This is a genomic window from Paracoccus sp. T5, assembly GCF_048538155.2.
In the GTDB taxonomy this organism is placed as follows: Bacteria; Pseudomonadota; Alphaproteobacteria; order Rhodobacterales; family Rhodobacteraceae; genus Paracoccus.
This window is the reverse complement of sequence record NZ_CM135809.1, coordinates 1,893,158-1,909,144: the sequence shown is the minus strand read 5'-3', so window position 1 is coordinate 1,909,144 and position 15,987 is coordinate 1,893,158. Positions and strand designations below refer to the sequence as shown.

The following is a 15,987-nucleotide window of genomic DNA, read 5'->3' as shown; positions in this document are numbered from 1 at the left end:
CTGGTCCGCAGGCCGCAGGGGGCCGTCTGCCCCCTGCACCCCCGAGGGTATTTCAGCAAGGAAGAAGCCGGGCGTCAGCCGCCCGTATGGCTCATGTGGCGGGTCATCTGGCCGTCGACCTTCTGTCGGGAATAGTCGAAGTCGTGGCCCTTGGGCTTGCGCGCGATGGCGGCCCGGATCGCCTGGCGCAGGGGCTCGTCATCGGCGCCGGCACGCAGGGGGGCGCGCAGGTCGGCGCGGTCCTCCTGGCCCAGGCACATGAACAGCTCACCTGTGCAGGTCACGCGAACGCGGTTGCAGCTTTCGCAGAAATTGTGGGTCAGGGGGGTGATGAAGCCGATCTTCTGCCCGGTCTGCGCCAGCTGCACATAGCGGGCCGGTCCGCCGGTGCGTTCGGCCAGGTTGATCAGGGTAAAGCGCTCGGCCAGCCGGTCGCGCAGGTCCGACAGGGGCCAGTACTGGTCCAGCCGGTCCTCATTGCCCAGATCGCCCATCGGCATGACCTCGATGAAGGTCAGGTCGTGCCCCTCGTCCCCGCACCATTGCACGAGGTCGAACAATTCATTGTCATTGACGCCCTTCAGCGCCACGACATTGATCTTGACCCTCAGGCCCGCGTCCTTTGCCGCCCGGATCCCGTCCAGCACTTGGGGCAGGCGGCCCCAGCGGGTGATCTGCGCGAACTTCTCGGGGTCCAGCGTGTCCAGCGAGACATTCACGCGCCGCACGCCGCAATCGGCCAGTTCGGCGGCATGGCGGGTCAACTGGCTGCCGTTCGTGGTCAGCGTCAGTTCGTCCAGGCCTTGTCCCAGATGGCGCGAGGCGCGGCGGAAGAAGCCCATGATGCCCCGCCGGACCAGCGGTTCGCCCCCGGTGATGCGCAGCTTGCGCACGCCCAACTGCACAAAGGCGGTGGACAGGCGGTCCAGCTCCTCCAGCGTCAGCAGCTCGGCCTTGGGCAGGAACTGCATGTGTTCGGACATGCAATACACGCAGCGGAAATCGCAGCGGTCGGTGACCGAAACCCGCAGATAACTGATCGGGCGGGCGAAGGGGTCGATGAGGGGGGCTTGGCTGTCCATGCCGTTAATCTAGGCGTGCGGGCGCCCGCTCACAAGCCGCGCGATCACACAAGCGCCAGTGGACCTTTCCGGCGCCCGGCGGATAAGCTGATGCAAATGACCTTGCAGGAGACGCAGATGCGCTTGATCCCCCTTGTCGCGGCCACGACCGCCCTTGGCCTGACGCTGGCCGGCTGCACGCAGATGGCGCAGACCGAACGCCCGGCCGCGGCAACGCAGCCGACCGCCACGCCCGCGCAGACCGCGGCCGCCACGGCCATCACCCGCGCGCCGGCCCCGCGCCCGGCCGCCCGCGCGACCCCGGCGCAGCTGGACACGACGACGCCCCAACAGCGCGCCGCCGCAGCCCAGGCCCCCGTCAGCGGTGGCGAGACCAGGCTGGGCACCACGATCGGCTCGCTTGGCAACCCGTCCGAGGGGGGGTTCTGGATCAAGACGCCGCTGGTCAAGGAAACGGCCATGGGCCGCATCGTGAACCCGGCCACGGGCAAGTCCGCCAAGGTCGAGCTGCGTCCCCTGAGCGGCAGCGGCAGCGGCAGCCAGGTGTCGCTGCCCGCGCTGCAGCTGCTGGGCGTGCCGCTGACCGACCTGCCGACGCTGGAGGTCTACCGCTCCTGATCGGGTTGCCCGTCATCGGGCAGGTCGGGGTCAAACAGGTCGGGGTCGGCCCCGTCCGCCTGTTGCGGGTCGGCTTCGGCGGCGTCCTGGGCAGGCATCGCAGCCTGGGCCATCTGCCATTCGGCCGCCCGGGCGGCATCGTGGCGGCCCAGGTCACGCAGCCAGGTTTCCACCGCCTGGCGCACCGCGCCGTTCCGGTCAAAGGCCAGCCGGTGGGCCCAGTCCAGGATCCGCTCGCGGTGTTCCAGATCGACGGGCTTGGGGTGGTTCATCTTGGCCCAACGCAGGGTCGCGATCATCAGGGACCGGCGCAGCCAGGGGTTGTTGCTGTCCAGCCAAGGCTCGATCTGGTCCAGGCGGGACGGGTCCGCCAGCAGACGGCGGGACGCGGCGGCCATGACCGCATCTGCGATCTCGGCGCCGTCGATCTGCGGGGCCCAGTCCAGGATGGCCTGCCACGCGCCCGCGTCGGGCCGCATCCGCGCCTGGACCAGCAGCCGGGCGGCCGCCAGGCGCGCCTCGTGGATGTCGCTGTCCCACAGCGCGCGGGCCAAGGCCAGGCGTCCCTCGACATCCAGCGCTTCGCGCCAGCCCGCGACGGCGGCATCCAGGTCGGCGGGGGTGACGCCCAGGGTCTCGCGCCCGGTCTTGTGGCGGGCGGCAAGTCGCGCGGCGCGCTCGGGCTCGCCCAGGGCGCGCAGCTGGTCCAGTTCCTGCATCGGGATCTCCTTCGTTGGCCCCTTGTAAGGGCGGGCCGGTCCGGCCTCAAGAAGGTGGTGGCAGCGGGGGGTGGGGCAGGATAAAAGACCCGCGCAATCACGAGGTAGCCCCATGTCGCATTCCGCCGAACCCCGTCCGATGACCTCTCGCCGCAGCGGCCCGTTGACGGGCGAGGCATTGGTGCCGGGCGACAAGTCGATCAGCCACAGGGCGCTGATCCTTGGCGCGATGGCCGTGGGCGAAACCCGGATCACCGGCCTGCTGGAGGGCCAGGACGTGCTGGACACCGCCAAGGCGATGGCGGCCTTCGGGGCGCAGGTGACCCGTCACGGCCCCGGCGAATGGTCGGTCCATGGCGTCGGCGTCGGCGGCTTTCGTTCGCCCGAGGGGGTGATCGACTGCGGCAATTCCGGCACCGGCGTGCGGCTGATCATGGGGGCCATGGCCACGACGCCGATCGCCGCGACCTTCACCGGCGATGCCAGCCTGTCGCGCCGCCCGATGGCGCGCGTGACCGACCCGCTGTCGCAATTCGGCGCCCGGATCACCGCGCGGGACGGCGACCGTCTGCCGATCACCATCGAAGGCGCGACCGATCCCGTCCCGCTGACCTATCGTACCCCCGTCGCCAGCGCACAGATCAAGTCGGCGCTGCTGCTGGCCGGGCTGAACGTGCCCGGCGACACCGTGGTGATCGAGCCCGAGCCGACCCGCGACCATTCCGAACGCATGCTGGCGGGCTTTGGCGCCCAGGTCCGCAGCGAGACGACGCCCGAGGGCCACCGCGTCACGCTGACAGGCCGCCCCGAGCTGCGCGCGCAGCCCGTGGCCGTGCCGCGCGATCCGTCCAGCGCGGGCTTTCCGGTGGCCGCCGCGCTGATCGTGCCGGGGTCCGAGATCCGCGTGCCGGGTGTCAGCCGCAACCCGACGCGGGATGGCCTTTACGTGACCCTGCAGGAGATGGGCGCGGACATCACCTTCCAGAACCCGCGCGAGGAGGGCGGCGAGCCCGTGGCTGACCTGCTGGTGCGGCACAGCCGGCTGAAGGGCGTCAGCGTCCCGGCCGAACGCGCCGCCAGCATGATCGACGAATTTCCCATCCTGTCGGTCATCGCGGCCTTTGCCGAAGGCGCGACCGTCATGAACGGGGTGGCCGAGCTGCGCGTGAAAGAAAGCGACCGCATCGATGCGATGGCCCGCGGTCTGGAGGCCAATGGCGTCCGGGTCGAGGAGACGCGCGACAGCATGACCGTCCACGGCATGCCGCAGGTTCCGGGCGGCGGCAGCGCGGTGACCCATCTGGACCACCGCATCGCCATGTCCTTCCTGATCCTGGGGCTGGCTGCGGAAAACCCGGTCGGCATCGACGATGCGGGGCCGATCACGACCTCTTTCCCCGACTTCGTGCCGCTGATGACCCGGCTTGGCGCCAGCTTCGACTGACGCCGCGACCTGAGGGGGCCGCTGAGGGCCCCCCGGCGCGATCAGGTCCTGACGGGGTAGCCGACGCCTGCCAGGGCGGCGCGGATTTCGTCCAGGATGGCGGGGTCGTCGATGGTGGCGGGGGTCTTGACCTCTTCGCCATCCGCGATCCTGGCCATGGTGGCGCGCAGGATCTTGCCCGACCGCGTCTTGGGCAGCCTGTCGACCACGCAGGCGGTCTTGAAGGCGGCAACGGGGCCGATCCGGTCGCGGACCATGCGCACGACCTCGGCCGCGACCTGCGCCTGATCGGTCTCGACCCCCTTCTTCAGGCACAGGAGGCCAAGCGGCGCCTGGCCCTTCAGGGCGTCGGCCACGCCGATCACCGCGCATTCCGCCACTGCCGGATGCGAGGCCAGGACCTCCTCCATCCCGCCGGTGGAGAGCCGGTGGCCGGCCACGTTGATCACGTCGTCGGTGCGGGCCATGATATAGACATATCCCTCCTCGTCGATATAGCCCGCGTCGCCGGTTTCGTAATAGCCGGGGAAATGATCCAGATAGGACTTGCGAAAGCGCTCTTCGGCATTCCACAGCGTCGGCAGGGTTCCGGGCGGCAGGGGCAGCTGGATCGCGATGGCGCCCAAGGTGCCGGCGGGCACCGGATGCCCCGCCTCGTCCAGCACCTGCACGTCATAGCCCGGCATCGGCAGCGAGGGGCTGCCCTTCTTGATCGGCAGCAGGCCGACACCCAGGGGGTTGGCCGCGATGGCCCAGCCCGTCTCGGTCTGCCACCAGTGGTCGATGACCGGAACCTTCAGCCGATCCTCGGTCCAGGTGATCGTGTCGGGGTCGGCGCGCTCTCCGGCCAGGAACACCGCCTTGAGGCTGGAGAGGTCGTACTGGCCGACCAGGGCGCCCGCCGGGTCCTCGCGCTTGACGGCGCGAATGGCGGTGGGCGCGGTGAAGAAGCTTTTCACCCCGTGATCGGCGATGACGCGCCAGAAGGTGCCGGCATCCGGCGTGCCCACGGGCTTGCCTTCGAAGACCACCGTGGTCGCGCCCGCCACCAGCGGCCCATAGACGATGTAGCTGTGGCCCACGACCCAGCCCACGTCCGAGGCAACCCAGAAGACGTCCCCCGCGCCGATGTCGTAGATGTTGCGCACGCTCCAGGCCAGGGCGACCAGGTGCCCGGCCGTGTGGCGCACGACCCCCTTGGGCTGGCCGGTCGTCCCCGAGGTATAGAGGATATAGGCCGGGTGGTTCCCCTCGACCGGGACGCAGGGGGCGGGGGTGGCGGCGGCTGTCGCCTCGGCCCAGTCCAGATCGCGGCCGGGGGTCATCGCCGCCTCGCATTCGGGGCGCTGGAAGACGATGCAGAAGTCGGGCTTGTGGCGCGCCTCGTCGATGGCGCGGTCCATCAGCGGCTTGTAGGCCACGGTCCGGCCCGGCTCCAGCCCGCAGGAGGCGGCGATGATCGCCTTTGGCCGGGCATCGTCGATCCGCACCGCCAGCTCATGCGCCGCAAAGCCGCCGAAGACGACAGAATGGATCGCGCCGATGCGGGCGCAGGCCAGCATCGCCTGCACCGCTTCGGGGATCATCGGCATGTAGAGGATGACGCGGTCGCCCTTTCCGACCCCGCGCGCGACCAGCACCCCGGCCAGCCGCGCGACGCGGTCCTGAAGCTCGGCATAGGTCAGGCGCGAGACGCTGTTCGTCATCGGGCTGTCATGGATGATCGCGATGCGGTCGCCGTGGCCGGCCTCGACATGGCGGTCGATGGCGTTCCAGCAGGTGTTGACCAGCCCGTCGGCGAACCATTCGCCTGCCGGTCCCTGGTCGAAATGGGCGGCGCTTGGCGGGCGGGTCCAGTCGATCGCTTGGGCGGCTTCGGTCCAGAACCGCTCGGGGTCCGCCTTCCAGGCCGCGTAAAGGTCTTGATATGCCATGGTGATCCCCTCCCGAGATAACGGTTTGTTACGCAGGAAGCCGGGCCTGGCGCAACCTTGTTAGCGGGAGCGGACCGCCCTGGCAGGGGAAGATTAGCAGGTTTCGGCAAATCAGGTACGCCGGTTTCTGCAAAGGGCGCGACACAGCAAAACATGACTTTGCTGCACCGCAGAATTTGCAAACCGTTCCGGCTCCGGGCTCCCTTGGCCGATTCGCCTCAGCCGTAATGGTTGACGGGGGTTCCGGCCAGCACGCTCATGTTCAGCAGGCCGCGCGTGGTGATCGAGGGCGTCACGATATGCGCGCGGTTGCCCATGCCCATCAGGATCGGCCCGACCTCCAGCCCGCCGGCGCGCATCTTGAGCGCGTTGCGCACGCCCGAGGCGGCGTCGGTGCCGGCAAAGACCAGCACGTTGGCGACACCCTCCAGCCGCGATCCGGGAAAGATCCGTTCGCGCAGTTCGGGGTCCAGCGCCGCGTCCACATGCATCTCGCCGTCATACATGAAGTCGGGCTCGCGCGCATCCAGCAGGGCCAGCGCGTCGCGCATCTTGCGGCCGGAATCGCTGTCGGTGTTGCCGAACTGCGAATGGCTGCACAGCGCGATCTTGGGCGTCAGGCCAAAGCGGCGGACATGGCGCGCCGCACCCTCGACCGTTTCCATCACCTGCTGCGGCGTGGGGTCGTTGTGGCACTGGGTGTCGGCGATGAACAGCGGGCCGTCTTCCAGGATGATCATCGACAGCGCCGCCACCGGATGCAGCCCGTCGCGGGCCAGCACCTGGCGGACATATTGCAGGTGCCAGCTGTACTGCCCGAAGGTGCCGCAGATCAGGCTGTCGGCCTCGTTCCGGTGCACCATCACCGCGCCGATGGCGGTGGTGTTGGTGCGCATGATCGCCCGCGCGATGTCCGGGCTGACGCCGCGCCGGGCCATCAGCCCGTGGTAGGTTTCCCAATAGTCGCGATAGCGGGGGTCGTTTTCCGGGTTCACGATCTCGAAGTCGCGCTCGGGGCGGATCGGCAGGCCTGCGCGTTCGGCGCGCATGGCGATGACATCCGGGCGTCCGATCAGGATGGGAACGTCGGTCGTTTCCTCCAGCATGGCATTGGCGGCGCGCAGCACGCGCTCGTCCTCGCCTTCGGCAAAGACGATGCGGCGGGTGGCGGTCGCGGCGGCCTCGAAGACCGGGCGCATGATCAGCGCCGAACGGAAGACCGAGCTGTCCAGCTTGCGCTTGTAGGCTTCCAGGTCGTCCAAGGGACGGGTGGCGACGCCGGTCTCCATGGCGGCGCGGGCGACCGCGCTGCTGACGACGCCCACCAGGCGCGGGTCGAAGGGCTTGGGGATCAGGTAGTCGGCGCCGAAGGTCAGCGTCTCGCCGCGATAGGCGGCGGCGGCCTCGGCGGCGGTGGTGGCGCGGGCCAGGGCCGCGATCCCCTCGATGCAGGCGATCTTCATCTCGTCGTTGATCGTGGTCGCGCCGACGTCCAGCGCGCCGCGGAAGATGAAGGGAAAGCACAGGACGTTGTTGACCTGGTTCGGAAAATCGCTGCGCCCGGTGGCGATGATCGCGTCGGGGGCGACGCTGCGCACTTGGTCGGGGTTGATCTCGGGGTTGGGGTTCGCCAGCGCGAAGATGATCGGGCGCGGCGCCATGCGCGACACCATCTCGGGCGTCAGGACGCCGGGGCCGGACAGGCCCAGGAACAGGTCGGCGCCATCAATGACCTCGCCCAGGCTGCGCAGGTCGGTGGCCTGGGCATAGGCGGCCTTTTGCGGGTTCATGTCGACGCTCCGGCCCTGATGGACCAGCCCGTGGATGTCGCAGAGCCACACATTCTCGCGCCGCACGCCCAGCTTCAGCAGCATGTCCAGGCAGGCGATCCCCGCCGCCCCGCCGCCGGTCGAGACGATCTTGATGTCCTCGAACCGCTTGCCGGCGATGCAGAGCGCGTTGGTCGCGGCGGCGCCCACCACGATGGCGGTGCCGTGCTGGTCGTCGTGAAAGACCGGGATGTTCATCCGCTCGCGGCAGATCTTTTCGACGATGAAGCAGTCGGGCGCCTTGATGTCTTCCAGGTTGATCGCGCCGAAGGTCGGCTCCAGCGCGCAGACGATCTCGGCCAGCTTCTCGGGGTCGGGCTGGTTCACCTCGATGTCGAAGCAGTCGATATTGGCGAATTTCTTGAAAAGGACCGCCTTGCCCTCCATCACCGGCTTGGAGGCCAGCGCGCCGATATTTCCCAGTCCCAGGACCGCGGTTCCGTTGCTGACGACCGCGACCAGGTTCCCGCGCGCGGTATAGCGCGCCGCCGTGGTCGGGTCGGCCTTGATCTCCAGGCAGGCTTCGGCGACGCCGGGGGAATAGGCGCGGGCCAGGTCGCGGCCATTGGCCATCGGCTTCGTCGCGCGGATCTCCAGCTTCCCGGGTCGCGGGAATTCGTGATAATCCAGTGCCGCCTGACGCGCGCTGTCCTGCCTGCGTTCTTCCATCTCTGCCCCTCCGGTTTCGGAATTGGTTTACCGTTAAATCATTTAGACGGCGGGGAACAGCGGGGTTCTTCCCCCTGCCGTTGCGGAGGGTGGCTTGCGCAGCCCTTCGCGGGGGCGCAGAAATACGGGTGATGCAGATGAAAGGCGAAGCCATGTCCCTTCTTGAGGCGGCGCGCGAGGTGCGCGAACATGCCTATGTGCCCTATTCCAAGTTCAAGGTCGGCGCCGCGATCCGGGGCGCCTCGGGCGCGATCTATCGCGGCTGCAATGTCGAGAACGTCGCCTATCCCGAAGGCACCTGCGCCGAGGCGGGTGCCATCGCCGCCATGGTCGCCGCCGGCGAGACGCAGCTGGTCGAGGTCGCGGTGATCGCCGACAGCCCCAGCCCGGTGACCCCCTGCGGCGGCTGCCGTCAGAAGCTGGCCGAGTTCGGGGCAGGGGACACGCCGGTCCTGATGGCGACGACCGATGGCGCCAGCGTGCAGACCACCGTGGGGGACCTGCTGCCCGGCCGCTTCGACACGGGCCACATGGCGCGCACATGACCGACCCGCGTCCGGTGATTGCCGCGGTGCGCGACGGGCGCGGGCTTGACGGACCGGGCGCCGCGCTGATTGCGCAGGGCCTGGCCGACGGGTCGGTCAGCGATGCGCAGGCCGGGGCCTTTGCAATGGCGGTGCTGACCAAGGGGGTCGGGACCAAGGGCCGCGTCGCGCTGACGCGGGCGATGCGGGATTCCGGGCATGTCCTGCAATGGGACCTGTCGGGGCCGGTGGTGGACAAGCATTCCTCGGGCGGGATCGGCGACACGGTCAGCCTGGTCCTGGCGCCGCTGCTGGCTGCGCGTGGAGTATTCGTGCCGATGATCTCGGGGCGGGGACTGGGCCATACGGGCGGGACGCTGGACAAGCTGGAGGCGATCCCCGGCTTTCTCTGCGACCAGCCCGAGGACGAGTTCCGCCGGATCGTGCGCACGGTCGGCTGCGCGATCATTGCCGCCACCGGCGACGTGGCCCCCGCCGACCGGCGGCTTTACGGCATCCGCGACGAATCCGGCACGGTCGAATCGATCGACCTGATCACCGCGTCGATCCTGTCCAAGAAGCTGGCGGCGGGGCTGGATGCGCTGGTTCTGGACGTCAAGTCGGGTTCGGGCGCGATCCTGAAAAAGCCCGACAGCGCCGAGCGTCTGGCCCGTGCCCTGGTCGAGACCGCGAATGGCGCGGGCTGCCGGACCGCGGCCCTGATCACCGACATGGACCAGCCGCTGGCCCGCAGCGCCGGAAACGCGCTGGAAGTGGCCGAGGCGATCCGCGTCCTGCGCGGCGAAGCCGGTGCCCTGCGCGACCTGACGCTGGCCCTGGCGGCCGAATGCCTGGCGCTGGCGGGGCAGTCCGTTGACGGGCTGGAGGCGACACTGGACAGCGGCGCCGCGGCCGAGGTCTTTGGCCGCATGGTGGCAGCCCAGGGCGGGCCGCGCGACCTGCTGGACCGTCCCGCCGCGCATCTGGGTGCAGCCCCGGTCATCCGCGCCGTGCCCGCACCCCAGGGTCATGTCGCGCGCATCGACGTGACGGCGCTTGGCCATGCGGTTCTGGCCCTGGGCGGCGGGCGCGTGCGGGCCGGTGAAGGGATCGACCACCGCGTGGGCCTGGACCGGATGGCCAAGCTGGGCGAACCCGTCGGCCCGGACCGCCCTCTGGCGCTGATCCATGCCGCCGACGACACCGCCGCCGAGGTGGCGCTGGCCGCCGTCCAGGCAGCCTATGTGATCGGTGAACCGGCAGAACCCGGGCCCCTGGTTCGCGACAGGATCACCGCATGAGCCGCGCCTTCCTGATCGTGATGGACAGCGTGGGCATCGGCGGCGCACCGGATGCCGATGCCTTCTTCAATGACGGCCTGCCCGACACGAGCGCCAATACCGTCGGACATATTGCGCAGGCCCGCCCGCTGGCGATGCCGGTGCTGGCGGGGCTGGGGCTGGGCGCGGCGGTTCGGCTGGCCTCCGGCGCCGAGGCACCGGGGCTGATGGTGGCGCCGCAGGGGCTCTGGGGCGCCGCGACAGAGGTGTCGTGCGGCAAGGACACCCCTTCGGGGCATTGGGAGATCGCGGGCGTTCCCGTGCCTTGGGACTGGACCTATTTCCCCGACCGCCACCCGGCCTTTCCGCCCGAAGTCACCGCCCGCATCTGCGAACTGGCCGGAACGGAGGGCATCCTGGGGAACTGCCACGCCTCGGGCACGCAGGTGATCGACGATTTCGGGGCGGAACACCTGCGACGCGGCTGGCCGATTTGCTATACCTCCGCCGACAGCGTGTTGCAGATCGCCGCGCACGAGGAAGCCTTCGGGCTGGACCGCCTGATCACGCTTTGCCGCGACCTGGCGCCGATGCTGCACGAGATGCGCGTCGGACGGGTGATCGCGCGTCCCTTCCTGGGGGATGTCGGGTCGTTCCAGCGCACCGGCAACCGGCGCGATTTCGCCATCGCGCCGCCGGGCCGGACGATCCTGGACATCGCGGCCGGGGCAGGGCGGACGACCCATGCGATCGGCAAGATCGGCGACATCTTCAGCCATCGCGGGATCGCGCAGTTGCACAAGGGCAGGTCGGATGCGGACCTGGCCGACCACCTGATCGCCTTGGGGCACGCGGCCGCGCCCGGCAGCCTGACCTTGGCCAATTTCGTCGAATTCGACACGAATTTCGGCCATCGGCGCGACATCGAGGGTTACGCCCGGCAGCTGGAATGGTTCGACGCCGTCGCGGGACGCTTTCTGGCGACGCTCGGGGCCGGCGACATCGCGATCTTTACCGCCGATCACGGCAACGATCCGTCCTGGCGCGGCACGGACCACACCCGCGAACGGGTGCCGGTGCTGGTCCACGGGGCGGGCAGCGGCAGCATCGGCCTGGTCGGTTTCAGCGACATCGGCGCCTCGGTCATGGCCCATCTGGGCCTGCCCGCGCCAGAACACGGGACATCCTTTCTATGAAGAAGATCGAACTGCACCTGCATCTGGAAGGGGCCGCGCCCCCCGACTTCATCCGCGGCATTGCCAAGGAAAAGCGCCTGGACCTGTCGGGTATCTTCGATGAGCGCGGCGCCTATGCCTATGACGACTTTCCCGGGTTCCTGCGCTGCTACGAGGCGGCGACGGGCGTGCTGCAGACGCCGCGCGACTATGCCCGCCTGCTGGCCGAGGTACTGGAACGCTGCGCCGAGGAGGGCGTCATTTATACGGAGCTTTTCGTCTCGCCCGAGTTCTGCGGCGGCGGCGTCCTTTCGGCCTGGCGCGACTATCTGGCCGCCATGACCGAAGTCGCCGACACGGCGCGTGCCCAGGGAATCGACAGCCGCGGCATCGTGACCATCATCCGCCATTTCGACCCCGACCGCGCGCGCCGGACGGCGCTCTGTGCTGCCGAGACCGCCGGCGGCTGGATCACCGGCTTTGGCATGGGCGGGGCCGAGCAGATGCACAAGGCCACCGATTTCGCCTGGAGCTATGACTGCGCGCGCGAGGCCGGGCTGGGCCTGACCTGCCATGCCGGCGAATGGGGCGGTCCCGCCAGCATCCGCGAGGCGCTGGAGCTGGGCTGCACCCGCATCGGCCACGGCGTGCAGGCGATCAAGGATCCGCAGCTGGTCCGCGACCTCGCCGAGCGGGACGTCACGCTGGAGGTCTGTCCCGGGTCGAACATCGCGCTTGGCGTCTATCCCGACTGGTCCGCCCATCCCATCGCGCGGCTGGCGGATGCGGGGGTGCGGGTCACCGTCTCGACCGACGACCCGCCGTTCTTCCACACGACCATGCGCGCGGAATACGACCGGCTTGCCACGACCTTTGGCTGGGGCGATACCGAGTTCCGGCAGATCAACCTGTGGGCCGCCGAGGCTGCCTTCTGCGACACGGACACCCGCGACCGGCTGAAAAAGGAATTCGCCTGATGCCCCACCTGACCCTCGTCGATCACCCGCTGGTCCAGCACAAGCTGTCGATCATGCGGCAAAAGGAGGTCTCCACCGCAGGCTTCCGCCGCCTTTTGCGCGAGATCAGCCTGCTGCTGGCCTATGAGGTCACGCGCGAGCTGGAACTGACCACGACCCGGATCGAGACCCCGCTTTGCGAGATGGACGCCCCCACGCTGGAGGGCAAGAAGCTGGCGCTGATCTCGATCTTGCGGGCCGGGAACGGACTTCTGGATGGCATCCTGGAACTGATCCCGGGCGCGCGGGTGGGCTTTGTGGGCCTCTACCGCGACCCTCAGACGCTGCTGCCGGTCGAATATTACTGCAAGGTGCCCAGGGAACTGGACGCACGCATGACGATCGTGGTGGACCCGATGCTGGCCACCGGCAATTCCTCGGTCGCGGCCATCGACATGCTGAAGGCGCGGGGCGCCAAGAACCTGCGGTTCCTGTGCCTGCTGGCCGCCCCCGAAGGCGTCGAGCGGATGCGCCAGGCCCATCCCGACGTGCCGATCTTCACCGCCGCCCTGGACGAGCGGCTGGACGATCACGGCTATATCGTGCCGGGCCTGGGCGATGCCGGCGACCGGATGTTCGGCACCAAATAGCGCGCGCATTAACGGCCATTTCACGGTTTCCCCCTAAGTTGGGGCGCGAAACCTGAGGATGGACGAATGAACGGCAGACGGTCGCTGGTGATGTTTCTGATGCTGGGTGGGGCGGCCTGGGGCGCGCCGGTCCCGCCGCCACCCGAAGGCTTTGCGGGCAGCCAGTATATCGACGCCAGCGGCTGCGTCTTTGCGCGGGAGGGGACGGCCTGGGCGGCGCGCATGGTCGGCGGCCAACAGCTCTGCGGCTTTCCCCCAAGCCTGGAGGCCCGCCGCCAGGATGCCACGGCGGATCGCGTGCTGCCCCTGACACCACCACCCCGGCCCGATCCGGAAACGCTGCTGCTGGAACAGCTGGCGGACGATCTGCGGCCGGGCGAATGGAAAGCGGATCCGCGGCAGGCCGAGATCCGGGCCGATCCGGCGCCCGCGCGGCATGCCAATCCGGTCGAGCTTGCGCTGCGGTATGCGGTTGCCGTGGCACCGGCCCTGCAGGCTGCGGGCGGGATCAGGCTCTCGCCCGAGGTCTGCGCGCAACTTGGATACAGCGGCCAAGGGAAAGGGGACGAGAGGGGCCTCTGTCCGGGAGCGGTGTCGGAACCGCGCCTCGCCGCGCGCCCGGCGGGGATCGCACCTGCCACCCCGCCCAAGCCCGCACCTGCCGCAAAACCTGCCCGTGCGGCACCTCCCAAGGCCGATCCGAAGCCCGCGCAGGCGACGCGGCGCGCAGGGCAGGCGCCGGCTGCGGCTGTGGCCAGCCGGTCCGCATCCGCCCCTGTAGCCCCGAAGACCGCGACCCCGCCCTCCGCCGAGATGATCCCCCCCTCGGCCCGCTACGTCCAGGTGGGCGCCTATACTGATGAGGAGAACGCGCTGACCGTGCTGCGCGCCTTGTCGGCGCGCGGCTACAAGACCGGCCAGACGCGGACCAAGGGGCAGGACAAGGCGCCCCGCGTGATCATGGCGGGCCCCTTCGCGGACCGGCAGTCGCTGATCGCGGCGCTGAACGACCTGCGGGCGAACGGCTATCCGGCCGCCGTGGCGCGCTAGGCGCTGCGGACGGCCTCGATCATGCGGGCGACATTGTCGGGATCGGCATCGGGGGTGATCCCGTGGCCTAGGTTGAAGACATGCGGCCCGCCGCGTAGCGCGCGCGTGATGCGCTGCGCCTCGGCCACCAGTTCCGGTCCGCCGGTGACCATGTGGCGCGGGTCCATGTTGCCCTGCACGCAGCCGTCGACCTGCACATGCTGCGCCGCCCATTCGGCCGAAACGGAATTGTCCAGCGCCACGCAATCCGCGCCGACCGCCGCGCCGAAGCCCACGTACCGGTCGCCTGCCTCGCGCGGGAAGGCGATCACCGGGATGCCGGGGTGCCGCTCCTTCAGCGCCGCGATGATCCGCTTGGCAGGAGCCAGGGCGAAGTCGTCGAAATCGCGGCCCTTGAGGCTGCCGGCCCAGCTGTCGAACAGCTTGACGACCTCGGCCCCTGCCTCAATCTGCCGCGACAAGTAGAGGATCGTGGCCTCGGTGATCCGCTCGATCAGCGCCGTGAAGGTGGCACGGTCCGTGTCCTTCAGCGCATGCGCGGGGCCCTGATCCTTGGTGCCGCGTCCGGCGATCATGTAGGTCGCAACCGTCCAGGGCGCCCCGGCAAATCCGATCAGCGTCGTCTCTGCCGGCAGTTCGCGCGACAGGATCCGGACGGTCTGATAGATCGGGTCCAGGCGTTCGTGAATGGCGTCCGCCGGACGCAGGCGTTGCATGTCCTCGGCGGTGGTGATGGTCGACAGACGCGGACCTTCGCCGGTCACAAACCACAGGTCCGCCCCCAGGGCCTGAGGCACCAGAAGGATGTCCGCAAACAGGATCGCCGCGTCAAAGCCATAGCGCCCGATCGGCTGCAGCGTCACCTCGGCCGCCAGCTCCGGGTTGTAACAGAGCGACAGGAAATCGCCGGCCTGCGCCCGCGTCGCCCGGTATTCGGGCAGGTATCGCCCCGCCTGGCGCATCATCCAGATCGGCGGCGTGGGCAAGGTCTCGCCGGCAAGGGCGCGCAGCATCAGTTTGGTCATGGGGCCTCCTGCGCCCCTTGAAGGCGAGGCGACAGACGTTGTCAAGCGCGCGCCCGGCCGCTATTGCGGAGCCATGACACAGATGCCCGACCCCTCCCGCCCCCTCAAGATCGGCACCCGCGGCTCGGTGCTGGCACTTGCCCAGGCCCACGAGACGCGCGACCGGTTGATGGCGGCCCACGGGCTGCCGGCCGAGGCGTTCGAAATCGTGGTGATCAAGACCACGGGCGACCGCGTTCTGGACCGGCCGCTGAAGGAGATCGGCGGCAAGGGCCTGTTCACGCGCGAGATCGAGGAGGCACTGACCGCAGGGGCCATCGACATCGCCGTTCATTCGATGAAGGACATGCCGACCCTGCAGCCGGAGGGGCTGGTCATCGATTGCCTTCTGCCGCGCGAGGATGTGCGCGATGCCTTCGTCAGCCTGCACGTCACCTCCATCGCGGATCTTCCGCAGGGGGCTGTCGTCGGTTCCTCCAGCCTGCGGCGCAGGGCCCAACTGGCGCATCGCCGCCCCGACCTGCAGCTGGTGGAGTTCCGGGGCAACGTGCAGACCCGGCTGAAAAAGCTGGAGGACGGCATCGCGGTGGCGACGTTCCTGGCGATGGCGGGACTGAGCCGCCTTGACATGCGCCATGTGGCGCAAAGTTCCATTGACCCGGGCGAAATGCTTCCGGCCGTTGCACAAGGCGCCATCGGGGTAGAACGTCGAGCAGATGACATATCGATGGCCGAGCTGCTTTCGCCGATCCATCATGCCTCGACAGGCCATCGCATCCTGGCCGAACGCGCCTTCCTGGCGCGTCTGGATGGTTCCTGCCAGACGCCCATCGCCGGCCTGGCCGAACTCAGCGATGGCCGGATCACCCTGCGAGGTGAGATCCTGCGCCCCGACGGCAGCGATGTTGTGGCAGGGTTCCGAGAAGGGCTGATCTCGGATGGGCCAGAACTGGGCGACGACCTGGCGCGTGAACTGCTGTCGCGCGCCGGGCCGGGTTTCATGTCTGCCTGAACCAGATCATGCCAAAAGTG

General features: G+C 69.2%; 14 protein-coding genes. 9 read left to right on the top strand and 5 right to left on the bottom strand.

All coding sequences use genetic code 11. The features are described from left to right. Positions 1-74: 74 nt before the first annotated feature. Entirely contained in the window at positions 75-1,082 is a 1,008-nt protein-coding gene (moaA, locus tag ACNR9W_RS09415) for a GTP 3',8-cyclase MoaA (protein WP_419267600.1), read from the bottom strand. 117 nt (positions 1,083-1,199) lie between these two features. Between moaA and ACNR9W_RS09410 the strand changes: the two genes are divergently transcribed. Further along, entirely contained in the window at positions 1,200-1,700 is a 501-nt protein-coding gene (locus ACNR9W_RS09410) for a hypothetical protein (RefSeq protein WP_419267601.1), read from the top strand. On the opposite strand, the gene ACNR9W_RS09405 is transcribed toward ACNR9W_RS09410, so the two are convergent. Next, positions 1,688-2,419, bottom strand: a complete 732-nt coding sequence (locus ACNR9W_RS09405; protein WP_419267602.1) for a DNA alkylation repair protein — start codon at positions 2,417-2,419, stop codon at positions 1,688-1,690. The two genes, ACNR9W_RS09410 and ACNR9W_RS09405, sit on opposite strands and share 13 nt — an antisense overlap. 112 nt (positions 2,420-2,531) lie before the next feature. Here ACNR9W_RS09405 and aroA point away from each other — a divergent pair, with 112 nt between their 5' ends. Further along, positions 2,532-3,863, top strand: coding sequence for a 3-phosphoshikimate 1-carboxyvinyltransferase (gene aroA / locus ACNR9W_RS09400; RefSeq protein ID WP_419267603.1), 1,332 nt, complete (start codon positions 2,532-2,534; stop codon positions 3,861-3,863). 41 nt (positions 3,864-3,904) lie between these two features. Here the strand turns inward: aroA and ACNR9W_RS09395 are convergent, their stop codons facing one another. Next, a complete protein-coding gene (locus ACNR9W_RS09395) occupies positions 3,905-5,797 on the bottom strand; it encodes a propionyl-CoA synthetase (RefSeq protein ID WP_419267604.1) in 1,893 nt (630 codons plus the stop codon). A 218-nt stretch (positions 5,798-6,015) separates the two neighbouring features. Next, on the bottom strand, positions 6,016-8,295 hold the full coding sequence (locus ACNR9W_RS09390) for an NADP-dependent malic enzyme (protein ID WP_419267605.1): 2,280 nt from the start codon (positions 8,293-8,295) through the stop codon (positions 6,016-6,018). Positions 8,296-8,447: 152 nt separating this feature from the next. Between ACNR9W_RS09390 and ACNR9W_RS09385 the strand changes: the two genes are divergently transcribed. The 6 genes from ACNR9W_RS09385 (at position 8,448) to ACNR9W_RS09360 (ending at position 13,930) form a co-directional block, all read left to right on the top strand. Next, a complete protein-coding gene (locus tag ACNR9W_RS09385) occupies positions 8,448-8,840 on the top strand; it encodes a cytidine deaminase (protein ID WP_419267606.1) in 393 nt (130 codons plus the stop codon). Continuing rightward, positions 8,837-10,120, top strand: a complete 1,284-nt coding sequence (locus ACNR9W_RS09380) for a thymidine phosphorylase (protein ID WP_419267607.1) — start codon at positions 8,837-8,839, stop codon at positions 10,118-10,120. The genes ACNR9W_RS09385 and ACNR9W_RS09380 overlap by 4 nt, the downstream gene beginning before the upstream one ends. Further along, positions 10,117-11,295 carry a phosphopentomutase gene (locus ACNR9W_RS09375; RefSeq protein WP_419267608.1) on the top strand — a complete coding sequence of 393 codons (1,179 nt, stop codon included), beginning with the start codon at positions 10,117-10,119 and terminating at the stop codon, positions 11,293-11,295. Before ACNR9W_RS09380 ends, ACNR9W_RS09375 begins: the two co-directional genes overlap by 4 nt. Further along, the gene (locus ACNR9W_RS09370) at positions 11,283-12,251 is read left to right on the top strand and encodes an adenosine deaminase (RefSeq protein ID WP_419267791.1); all 969 of its coding nucleotides are present in this window, start codon (positions 11,283-11,285) and stop codon (positions 12,249-12,251) included. Before ACNR9W_RS09375 ends, ACNR9W_RS09370 begins: the two co-directional genes overlap by 13 nt. Beyond that, positions 12,251-12,880: a uracil phosphoribosyltransferase gene (gene upp, locus ACNR9W_RS09365; protein WP_419267609.1), complete on the top strand. Its 630-nt coding sequence runs from the start codon at positions 12,251-12,253 to the stop codon at positions 12,878-12,880. Before ACNR9W_RS09370 ends, upp begins: the two co-directional genes overlap by 1 nt. Positions 12,881-12,946: 66 nt before the next feature. After that, positions 12,947-13,930 carry an SPOR domain-containing protein gene (locus ACNR9W_RS09360; RefSeq protein ID WP_419267610.1) on the top strand — a complete coding sequence of 328 codons (984 nt, stop codon included), beginning with the start codon at positions 12,947-12,949 and terminating at the stop codon, positions 13,928-13,930. Here ACNR9W_RS09360 and hemE read toward each other — a convergent pair. Further along, positions 13,927-14,955 carry a uroporphyrinogen decarboxylase gene (gene hemE / locus ACNR9W_RS09355; RefSeq protein ID WP_419267611.1) on the bottom strand — a complete coding sequence of 343 codons (1,029 nt, stop codon included), beginning with the start codon at positions 14,953-14,955 and terminating at the stop codon, positions 13,927-13,929. The genes ACNR9W_RS09360 and hemE overlap by 4 nt on opposite strands. Positions 14,956-15,028: 73 nt before the next feature. Between hemE and hemC the strand changes: the two genes are divergently transcribed. Next, positions 15,029-15,967, top strand: a complete 939-nt coding sequence (gene hemC, locus ACNR9W_RS09350; protein ID WP_419267612.1) for a hydroxymethylbilane synthase — start codon at positions 15,029-15,031, stop codon at positions 15,965-15,967. Positions 15,968-15,987 lie beyond the last annotated feature (20 nt).